This window comes from Thauera aminoaromatica S2 (assembly GCF_000310185.1).
Classification (GTDB): Bacteria; Pseudomonadota; Gammaproteobacteria; order Burkholderiales; family Rhodocyclaceae; genus Thauera; species Thauera aminoaromatica.
On sequence record NZ_AMXD01000008.1, the window covers coordinates 48044 to 57588 of the forward strand.

The window sequence follows — 9545 nt, forward strand, 5'->3', positions numbered from 1 at the left end:
TTCCTAGATTTCGCGGATATCCTCGTCGCGCGGCGTCCGCCCATCGACGAACACCCAGCGGTCGTCGGCCTTCATGCCGAGCGCGATGATCTGGCCGTCGGCGATGCGCACCAGCCGGTCGGCCATGTTCATGACCTTGCGGTCGTGGGTGGAAAAGACGAAAGTCGTCCCCGACTGGCGGTTGATGTCGCGCATCAGCTTGAGGATGCTGGTGCCGGTCTTGCTGTCGAGGTTGGCGGTGGGCTCGTCGGCAAGGACGATCTTGGAGTGCGTGGCCAGCGCGCGCGCGATCGCCACGCGCTGGCGCTGGCCGCCGGAGAGCTGGTTCGGCCGATGCTCGGCGTATTTCTTCAGGCCGACTACCCCGAGATAATGGCGCACCCGTTCCGCGCGCTCCTTCTTCGTGAGCTCGGGCATCTGCAGCAGGGGATACTCGACGTTCTCCGCGGCCGACAGGACAGGGAGCAGATTAAAGGTCTGAAAGATGAAGCCGATGGTACGGGCACGCAGGTCGGCCAGTTCGTCGGGCGTACGGTTCGACACGTCGTGACCGTCCACGACCACCCGCCCCGAACTCGGCGTGTCGATGCAGCCGATGATGTTCAGCAAGGTCGACTTGCCACTGCCCGAAGGCCCTGCGATCGCCAGGAACACCCCTGGCTCGATCTCGAGCGAGACGTCGTCCAGCGCCAGCACCATCTGCTCGCCGAGACGAAAACTCTTGCTCACGTGTTCGATCTGGACGATGGCCATCAGGACGATCGAGAATGAAGATAACTTCGAAAGGATAGCACCCATGACGCCAAGCTTACGATCCCGCCGCCGATTCGTCGCCTGCCTCGCCGGCAGCCTGCTGCTGCCGACGCTGGCGCATGCGACCGACGCCCCCGCGCCTGCCGAGCCCGCACCCCCCGAGCCGGTCGACGCGGTGGCGATCGATCTGGTCCAGCGCGCCGACGCCATCCGCTTCCCGCGCGAGAGCTTCCAGACCGAGGTCGTCGTGCGCAACTATACCGACGGTGCAGAAGGCGACTCGCGCACCTACCGCATCCTCTCGCGCGGGAACGAAAACACCATCGTGCTGACGATGGAGCCGGCCACCGAGCGTGGCCAGGCCTTGCTGATGCGCGCCCGCGACCTGTGGATCTTCATGCCGAGCGTGTCGCAGCCGGTGCGCCTGTCGCTGGCCCAGCGCCTGACCGGGCAGGTGGCCAACGGCGACCTCGCACGGGCCAACCTGGCTGGCGACTACACGCCGACCATCGCCGGCCGCGAAACGATCGACGGCCAGCCCGTGGTGGTGCTCGACCTCAAGGCGGTCGATCGCGGCGTCACCTATGCACGCGTGCGCTACTGGGTGGGCGAGCGCGACCAGCGCCCGCTCAAGGCCGAGTTCTACGCACTCTCCGGTCGTCTGCTCAAGACCGCACGCTACGAAGAATTCCGCCAGATGGCCGGCGCGATCCGCCCCACCCGGCTGGTCATGGAGGACGCGCTCAAGAAGGGCGAGATCTCGGTGCTGACCTACGAGAACATGAACGTGCGCGACCTCCCCGAGCGCATGTTCACCCGCGAGTACCTGCGCCGCCTGCAGCAGTAGGGTGTGCGCCGAGCCGGCAGGTCTTCACACCACCACGCGCACGTGCCCGCCGGTCGCCTCCTGCAGGTGGCGGGCAAATTCCGCACGCACCCCATCTTCGCCATGCACCAGGCGCACCTCGCCCGGGAGATGGCGCATGCGGGTGACAAAGCGGGTCAGATCGTCGCGGTCGGCATGCGCCGAGTAGCCCGACAGCGTATGGATGCCGGCGCGGATGTCCACGCGTTCGCCGTCCAGCTCCACGTAGCCGCCGCGCGGCCCGTAGGCCTGGATGGCGTGGCCGGGCGTGCCGCGCGCCTGATAGCCGACGAAAAGCACGTCGTGGCGCGGGTCGCCGAGCATCTCGCGGAGGTAATTCACCACCCGGCCGCCCGCGCACATGCCGCTCGCGGCGATCACCACCGCAGGCTCGCGGCTGCGTGCGAGCCTGCGCACGTTGGCGAGATGGTCCTCGTGACTGTCGATCGCCACCAGCTGATCATAGGACAGCGGCTGGCGCCCGGCGCGCACGCGCGCGCGCGCCTCGGCGTCCCAGAACGGCTGCAACTCGCGGTAGAGCGCGGTGAAGCGCTGCGCCAGCGGCGAGTCGAGGAAGATCCGCAGCCCGCCCCAGGCTGCGGCATGCGGCCCGGGCCGCAAGCGCTGGCGATGCAGGATGTCCTCGAACTCGTAGAGCAGCTCCTGCGTGCGCCCGATGCTGAAGGCGGGCACGATCACCGTGCCGCCGTCCTCGAGCGCATGCTCGACGACCGCCTGCAGACGCGCACGCCGGTCGCGGCGATTCTCGTGGACGCGGTCGCCGTAGGTGGTCTCCAACACCAGCACGTCCGCCCGCCAGGGCGGACGCGGCGCCGGCAGCAGCGGCGCGTGCGGCGCCCCGAGATCGCCCGAGAACACCACCCGGAGCGGCTGCGGCCACGCCGCGCCCGAGAGCTCGCATTCGACGTAGGCCGAGCCGAGGATGTGGCCGGCGCGCTGCAGGCGGATCCTGCAGCTCGCGTCCGGGCTGCGATACACCAGGTGCCACTTGCCGTAGGGCAGCGCGCGGATGCGCGCCTCCACCTTGCCGAGGTAGCGCTCGATCAGGGCGCGGTCGCGGCTCACGCCCACCGCGAAGGCGTCGGCGAGCACGGTGGGCAGCAGGCGTGCCGAGGGCTCGCTGCACAGGATCGGCCCCTTGAAGCCAGCGGCGAGCAGCCACGGCAGGCGGCCGCAATGGTCGATGTGGACGTGGGTCAGCACCAGCGCGCCAACACCCTCGAGCGGGAAATCGATCTCCAGCCGGTCGGCGGCCGAGCGCCCGTCGGGCGCGGTCTCCGCGCCCTGGAACAGGCCGCAGTCGACCAGCAGGCTGTTGCGCCCCTCGACGAAGAGCTGGTGACAGGAACCGGTGACGCCGTCGCGCGCGCCGTGGTGCAGGATGGTCGGGTTCATGACGTCATTCTAGACGCCCATGCGCCGGCGTCCACCCGCGGCGGCCCCGCCGCACCAGCGTCCGCGGCCTGCGCCCGCTAGTCCATTCCCCACTTCTGCAAACGGTAGCGCAGCTGACGCAAGGTCATGCCGAGGTTGCGCGCGGCCGCCGACCGGTTCCAGCGCGTCTGCTCGAGCGCGCGGATGATGCGCAGGCGCTCGACCTCATCCCGGCCCTCGCCGGCCACTTCGGCCTCGGTCGCCGGCGATGCACCATTCTCGCCCCCCCCCGGCGCCGCGAGCGCGCCGCAATCGTCCTCCACCCCGAGGTCGCCGGCACCGATCTCCTCACCCTCGCACAGCGCACAGGCGCGCTCGAGCAGGTTCTCCAGCTCGCGCACGTTGCCGGGGAAAGCGTAGGCCTGCAGCGCCTCGAGCGCCGCCGCGGAAAGCCGGCGCGGCGCCCCACCCTCGCGCACGGCGAGGCGGGCGAGGATGTGGGCGGCCAGGTCGGGGATGTCCTCGCGGCGCTCGCGCAACGGCGGCACGCGCAAGGTGATCACGTTGATGCGGAAGAACAGGTCCTGGCGGAAGCGCCCCTCGGCCACCAGGCGGCCGAGATCCTGGTGCGACGCGGAGAGGATGCGCACATCCACCGGCTCCTCGGCATGCGCACCCACCGGGCGCACCGCGCGCTCCTGGATCGCGCGCAGCAGCTTGACCTGCATCGCCAACGGCAGTTCGCCGATCTCGTCGAGGAACAGGGTGCCGCCGCCCGCGGCCTGAAACAGCCCGCTCTTGTCCGCGGTGGCGCCAGTGAAGCTGCCCTTGCGATGACCGAAGAACTCGCTCTCCATCAGCTCGGGCGAGATCGCCCCGCAGTTGACCGGCACGAAGGGGCCGGCGGCGCGCGCACCGAGCGCGTGGATGTAGCGCGCAATCACCTCCTTGCCGGTCCCGGACTCACCATGGATGAACACCGGCGCCTGGTTGCGCGCAAGCTTCCCGGCCTGGGCGCGCAGCTGCACGAAGGCCGCCGAGTGGCCGATCAGGCTGCGCTCCGCCGACGCCGCACCATGCTCGACCGGCTCCACCGCGTGCAGCTTGAGCGCGTGCTGCACGAGTTCGCGCAAGGCCTTGAGCTCGACCGGCTTGGTGACGAAGTCGAAGGCACCCAGCTTGAGCGCGCGGATCGCGGTCTCGATGCTGCCGAAGGCGGTGATCACCGCCACCGGCAGGCCCGGCCGCAGCGTCTGGATGTACTCGACCAGCTCCAGCCCGTCGCCGTCGGGCAGGCGCATGTCGGTCAGGCACAGCCGGTAGCTGCGCTCGGCCAGCAGCGCACGCGCCGCGCCCACCGAGCCCGCCGTGTCGCAGGCCAGTCCCATGCGCATCAGCGAGAGCTCGAGCAGTTCCCGGATGTCGTCCTCGTCATCGACGACGAGGACGTCGGCGGCACGGGGCCGGTTGCGGCGGTCGACCTGGGTCATGGCTGCTGGCTCGCGGTGAGGATGAAGTCGGCACCGGGGGTACTCGGGGCGAGCGCCAGGGTGGCGTCGTTGGCCTCGGCCAGCTCGCGCGCGATGTACAGTCCGAGGCCGGTACCCTTGGGATGGGTGGTGAAGAAAGGTTCGAACAGGTGCGCCCGCATCGCCTCGTCGAAGCCCGGACCGTCGTCCTGCACGTGCAGCACGACCTTGGCGTGCGGCAGGGCCTCCGCCCACAGGCGCACCGCGCCGGGCGCGCCCGAGGCATGGCGGGCCGCGTTCGACAGCAGGTTGTCGAGGATCTGGTGCAGGTGGGCGCGGTCCATCGCCAGGGTCAGCGCAGGGTCGATCGCAAGCTCGTACAGCTGCGCCTCGGCGGGCTCGCGGAACACGCGCGCATCGAGGATCTCGCGCACGAAGGCGGCCAGCGGCAGGGCCTCGGGCATGGTCTGCTCGCGCCGGCCGAGGGCGAGCACGTCGCGGATCATGCGCTCGATGCGGCGCGCATTATCGTTGATGATGCGCACCAGGCGCGCCTGCATGTCGGCGCGTTTTTCCTCGCCGAGCAGCTCGGCGGCCTGGGTCACCGCCGACAGCGGGTTGCGGATCTCGTGCGCCATGCTTGCGGTGAGGCGGCCGAGCGCGGCGAGCTTGATCTGCTGCAGCTGGCGCTGGATCTCCTCGTAGTCGGTGAGATACAGCAGGGTGTCGCCCTCGGCCGCGCTCCCCCGGTCGCCCTGCACGCGGCGGCAGCGCAGCAGGCGGCCGGCCGCGCCCACCCGCATCAGACGCCCGTCCTCGCCCACCGCCGGCTGCAGCATGTCCTCCAGCCCGGCGTCGAGATCGGCGAGCGCGAGTCCGTCGAGCGCCCCGTCGCCGGCACGGGTCAGGCCGAGCATCTCGAGCGCCTGCGCGTTGGCGTGGAGGACGCGGCCGCGCGCGCCGACCACGATCACGCCGTCCTGCATGTCGCGCAGGATGTGGGCGCTCACCGCCTGCTGCTTGGCGAGCGCCACGCCGCGCTCGGCCGCTAGCGCGGCGTTGGCCTGGGCGCGCAGCGCGAGCAGGCGCGCGATCGCCGCGATGCCGAAAAAGCCGGCGCAAAAGATGCCGACCTGCAGGAACTCGACCGACTGCCCCCCACCGAAAAGCCGCGAGGCGTTCTCGACCAGCACTGCCAGGGTGGCGAGCGCGGCCGAGAACATCACCATGCGCCCTTCGCCGATCAGGCCTGCACCGGCGAGCATCACCATCATCAGCACCGGCATGCCGCTACGGTAGCCGCCGCTCACCCACATGATCGCCGCGAGCGCGACGATGTCGGCGAGCGCGAGCAGGGTCACGACGCGTTCGAAGCCGAGCCGTCGCACCGCGTCGGGGAAACCGAGACTGAGCACCGCGGCGAGGTAGCCGACCACCGCCACGAGGTAGAGGCGCGGGCTCTCGCTGCCGAGGCCGAGCGCCTCGCCGGCGACGAGGAAGAGACCGCCCAGGATCAGCCGGAAGACGTTGAGGTAACGCAGCGCACGCCGGCGCGCGCGGTCGGCCGCATCGACCGCGAAGGCGGCCGCTTCAATCGGGTCGCGGGCCGGCACGGCGATGTTCGTCGCAGCAATAGAAGGTTTCGCCGGCGCGCACGCCCTCGGACTCGGGCACGATCAGCCCGCAGTGTCGGCACTCGAGCATGACCTCTGGCTTGCCCAGGCGCCCGTCCTCGGCCTTGCGCCCGAGTCCGCCACGCGCCTTGAGGCGGCGCACCGCGCCGCGCGCCCACCAGATGCCGAACACGACAAGGATCAGGATGAGCAGGTTGCGCACGTTGGGGGCCGGATGGAAGTCGAGAACACCCGGATTCTAACATGCGCCCCCCGGCGCCCTCGGCCGCGCACGCCGTGCCTACCGCGCACCCGGCCGGTTTGCGACAATGCCGGTCCGCACCGCACCGAGCCGCCGCCATGCCGAACTTCCCCGCGCCGATCGAGTCCCGCCTGCCGCACGTCGGCACGACGATCTTCACCGTGATGTCCCGCCTCGCCCAGGAATGCGGCGCGATCAACCTCTCGCAGGGCTTCCCCGACTTCAACGCCGACGACCTGCTGTTCGAGCGCGTCGCGCACTGGATGCGTGCCGGCCACAACCAGTACGCGCCCATGGCCGGCACCGCGGCGCTGCGCGCGGCGATCGCCGCCAAGGTCGAGACGCTCTACGGCACGGCCTACGACGTCGAGCGCGAGATCACCGTCACCGCCGGCGCCACCCAGGCGCTGTTCACCGCGGTGACCGCCTGCGTGCGCGCGGGCGACGAGGTCATCGTGTTCGAGCCGGTGTACGACTCCTACGTCCCCGCCATCGAGCTCGCCGGCGGCAAGGTCGTGCGCATGCGCCTGGCTGCCCCCGACTACCGCCCCGACTGGGACGCGGTGGCGGCGGCGATCGGGCCGCGCACGCGCATGATCATGATCAACACCCCGCACAATCCCACCGCCACGGTATGGACGCGGGACGATCTCGACCGCCTCGCGGCGCTGGTGCGCGGCACCGGCATCGTCGTGGTGGCCGACGAGGTCTACGAGCACATCGTCTTCGACGGCGCGGCGCACGCCTCCTGCGCCGCGCACCCCGAGCTCGCGCAACGCAGCTTCGTGGTGTCGAGCTTCGGCAAGACCTACCACATCACCGGCTGGAAGGTGGGCTACGTGCTCGCCCCGCGCGAGCTCATGGCCGAATTCCGCAAGGTGCATCAGTTCAACGTGTTCACCGTGAACACTCCGGTACAGCTCGCGCTCGCCGACTACATGGCCGACGCCTCGCGCCACCTCGGCCTGGCCGCGTTCTACCAGGCCAAGCGCGACTTCTTCCGCGCCGCGCTGGCCGCCTCGCGCTTCGAGCTGCTGCCCTCGCACGGCACCTACTTCCAGCTCGCGCGCTATGCGGCGATCTCCGACCTGGGCGACGCCGCCTTCTGCGAGCACCTGACCCGCAATGTCGGCGTCGCCGCGATCCCGGTGTCGGCCTTCTTCGCCGACGGCCGCGACGAACACGTGATCCGCTTCTGCTTCGCCAAGAACGAGGCCACGCTCGCCGCCGCCTGCGCCAAACTGGTGGCGCTCTAAGTCGCCCCGCCCCCCCTCCACGAGAGCGCCCCGATGTTCGAACAACCCATCCCCACCTTGCGCCGCGACGGCGAGGTCGTCCATGTCCTCGACCAGACCTTGCTGCCCTTCCGCACCGAGACCGTCGCGCTGCGCACCCTTGCCGAGGCCGCGCACGCGATCCGCAGCATGCAGGTGCGCGGCGCGCCGCTGATCGGCGCCACCGCGGCCTTCGGGGTGGCGCTCGCGCTCGCCGACGAGGGCGCCGACGACGCCACGCTCGCGCACGCGCTCGCCACCCTGGGTGCCACCCGGCCCACCGCGGTGAACCTGCACTGGGCGCTCGAGCGCATGCGCCTCGCGCTGCAGCCCTTGCCGCCCCCTGCGCGCGTCGAGGCGGCCTGGGCCGAGGCCGAGGCGATCCGCGCCGACGACACCGCGACCTGCGACGCCATCGGCCGCCACGGCGTGCGCCTGATCCGCGAGATCGCCGCCCGCCGTCCCGGCCCGGTGCGGCTGATGACGCACTGCAACGCCGGCTGGCTCGCCACCTGCGGCGCCGGCACCGCACTCGCGCCGGTGTATGCGGCGCAGGCCGAGGGCATCGCGGTCGAGGTCGTGGTGAGCGAGACGCGGCCGCGCAACCAGGGTCTGCTCACCGCCTGGGAGCTGCGCGCTGCCGGCGTGCCGCACATCCTCATCGCCGACAACGCCGCCGGCCTGCTGCTGATGCGCCACGAGGTCGACCTCGTCATCACCGGCGCCGACCGCATCGCCGCCAACGGCGACACCGCCAACAAGGTCGGCACCTACCTCAAGGCGCTCGCCGCCCGCGTCGCCGAGGTGCCCTTCCACATCGCCGCACCGCACTCCACGCTCGACTTCGCCAGCGCCGATGGTGCCGCCATCCCGATCGAGGACCGCGGCGCCGACGAGGTCCTGCATGTACGTGGCGAGGCCGCCGACGGCGCCACCGCCGAGCTCGCGCTCGCCCCCGCGGGCACGCGCGCCGCCAACCCCGCCTTCGACCTCACCCCGGCTGCGCTCATCACCGGCATCGTCACCGAGCGCGGCATCGCCCGCCCGGGCGAGCTCGCCCGCCTCTACCCGGAGCAGGCACGGTGAGCGCCGGCACGCCCGGCTGCATCCACGAGGAAGCCGGCTGGCGCGGCGCGGACGACGCGCGCGCCAGCCTGCTCCACACCCTGCGCGCGATGGGCGCGGCGCGGCTCAACGTCGGCACCTCGGGCAACGCCAGCCAGCGCCTCGAGGGCGGGCGCATGCTGATCAGCCCGAGCGGGATCCCCGCCGAGCGCTGCCGCACCGAGGACATGGTGGTCGTGGAGGCCGACGGCCGCTACGCCGGCGCGCGCGCGCCCTCGTCCGAATGGCCGCTGCACCACGACGTCTATACCGCCTTCCCGGCGGCCGGCGCGGTGCTGCACGCGCATGCGCCCTTCGCGACCGCACTCGCCTGCCAGCGCCTCGACATCCCTCCCTTCCACTACATGATCGCGCGCTTCGGCGGCACCACGGTGCGCTGTGCGCGCTACGCCACTTTCGGCACCCAGGCGCTGTCCGACGCCACCGTGGCGGCGCTGCAAGAGCGCAGCGCCTGCCTGCTCGCCAACCACGGCATGGTCGTCCTCGGCCGCGACCTCGAGCACGCGCTGGCGATGGCGATCGAGTTCGAGACCCTCTGCGAGCAGTACTGGCGCACCCTGCAGCTGGGCGAGCCGGTGCTGCTGTCGGAAGAGGAGATGGCCGAGGTGATCGAGCGCTTCAAGTGGTACGGCAAGCCACGCGCGTGACCCGACGACAAGACGCATCGCGACTCGCATCGCTCCCACAAGACCGCCCAGCCGCCAGCAGCAACGATGAGCACGACGGTTTTCGTAGGAGCGACGCAAGTCGCGATTCAGCCGCCGACGAAAGCGATGCGCGCCACCGAGC

At 71.2% G+C, this 9545-nt stretch carries 9 protein-coding genes; 4 read left to right on the forward strand and 5 right to left on the reverse strand.

Going from position 1 to position 9545, the window contains the following annotated elements; all coding sequences use genetic code 11:
• Positions 1-3: 3 nt before the first annotated feature.
• Positions 4-753 (reverse strand): ABC transporter ATP-binding protein, encoded by a 750-nt coding sequence (locus tag C665_RS02925; protein WP_004299645.1) that lies wholly within the window; start codon positions 751-753, stop codon positions 4-6.
• Positions 754-796: 43 nt separating this feature from the next.
• Here C665_RS02925 and C665_RS02930 point away from each other — a divergent pair, with 43 nt between their 5' ends.
• Positions 797-1600 carry an outer membrane lipoprotein-sorting protein gene (locus C665_RS02930; protein ID WP_004299647.1) on the forward strand — a complete coding sequence of 268 codons (804 nt, stop codon included), beginning with the start codon at positions 797-799 and terminating at the stop codon, positions 1598-1600.
• A gap of 24 nt (positions 1601-1624) precedes the next feature.
• Here C665_RS02930 and C665_RS02935 read toward each other — a convergent pair whose 3' ends face one another.
• The 4 genes from C665_RS02935 to C665_RS02950 all read right to left on the reverse strand — a co-directional run bounded on the left by C665_RS02935 (position 1625) and on the right by C665_RS02950 (position 6318).
• Positions 1625-3034 (reverse strand): MBL fold metallo-hydrolase RNA specificity domain-containing protein, encoded by a 1410-nt coding sequence (locus C665_RS02935; protein WP_004299649.1) that lies wholly within the window; start codon positions 3032-3034, stop codon positions 1625-1627.
• 77 nt (positions 3035-3111) lie between these two features.
• Positions 3112-4503, reverse strand: a complete 1392-nt coding sequence (locus C665_RS02940) for a sigma-54-dependent transcriptional regulator (RefSeq protein WP_004299651.1) — start codon at positions 4501-4503, stop codon at positions 3112-3114.
• On the reverse strand, positions 4500-6095 hold the full coding sequence (locus tag C665_RS02945) for a two-component system sensor histidine kinase NtrB (RefSeq protein WP_004299653.1): 1596 nt from the start codon (positions 6093-6095) through the stop codon (positions 4500-4502). Before C665_RS02945 ends, C665_RS02940 begins: the two co-directional genes overlap by 4 nt.
• Positions 6073-6318, reverse strand: coding sequence for a PP0621 family protein (locus tag C665_RS02950; protein WP_004299655.1), 246 nt, complete (start codon positions 6316-6318; stop codon positions 6073-6075). The genes C665_RS02945 and C665_RS02950 overlap by 23 nt, the downstream gene beginning before the upstream one ends.
• 137 nt (positions 6319-6455) lie before the next feature.
• On the opposite strand from C665_RS02950, the gene C665_RS02955 reads away from it, so the two are divergent.
• Genes C665_RS02955 through C665_RS02965 form a run of 3 tightly spaced genes read left to right on the forward strand, consistent with a single transcriptional unit; the run spans position 6456 to position 9403 of the window.
• Positions 6456-7613 carry a pyridoxal phosphate-dependent aminotransferase gene (locus C665_RS02955; protein ID WP_004299657.1) on the forward strand — a complete coding sequence of 386 codons (1158 nt, stop codon included), beginning with the start codon at positions 6456-6458 and terminating at the stop codon, positions 7611-7613.
• 33 nt (positions 7614-7646) lie between these two features.
• The gene (gene mtnA / locus C665_RS02960; RefSeq protein WP_004299659.1) at positions 7647-8717 is read left to right on the forward strand and encodes an S-methyl-5-thioribose-1-phosphate isomerase; all 1071 of its coding nucleotides are present in this window, start codon (positions 7647-7649) and stop codon (positions 8715-8717) included.
• Positions 8714-9403: a class II aldolase/adducin family protein gene (locus C665_RS02965; protein ID WP_004299660.1), complete on the forward strand. Its 690-nt coding sequence runs from the start codon at positions 8714-8716 to the stop codon at positions 9401-9403. Before mtnA ends, C665_RS02965 begins: the two co-directional genes overlap by 4 nt.
• Positions 9404-9545: the final 142 nt, after the last annotated feature.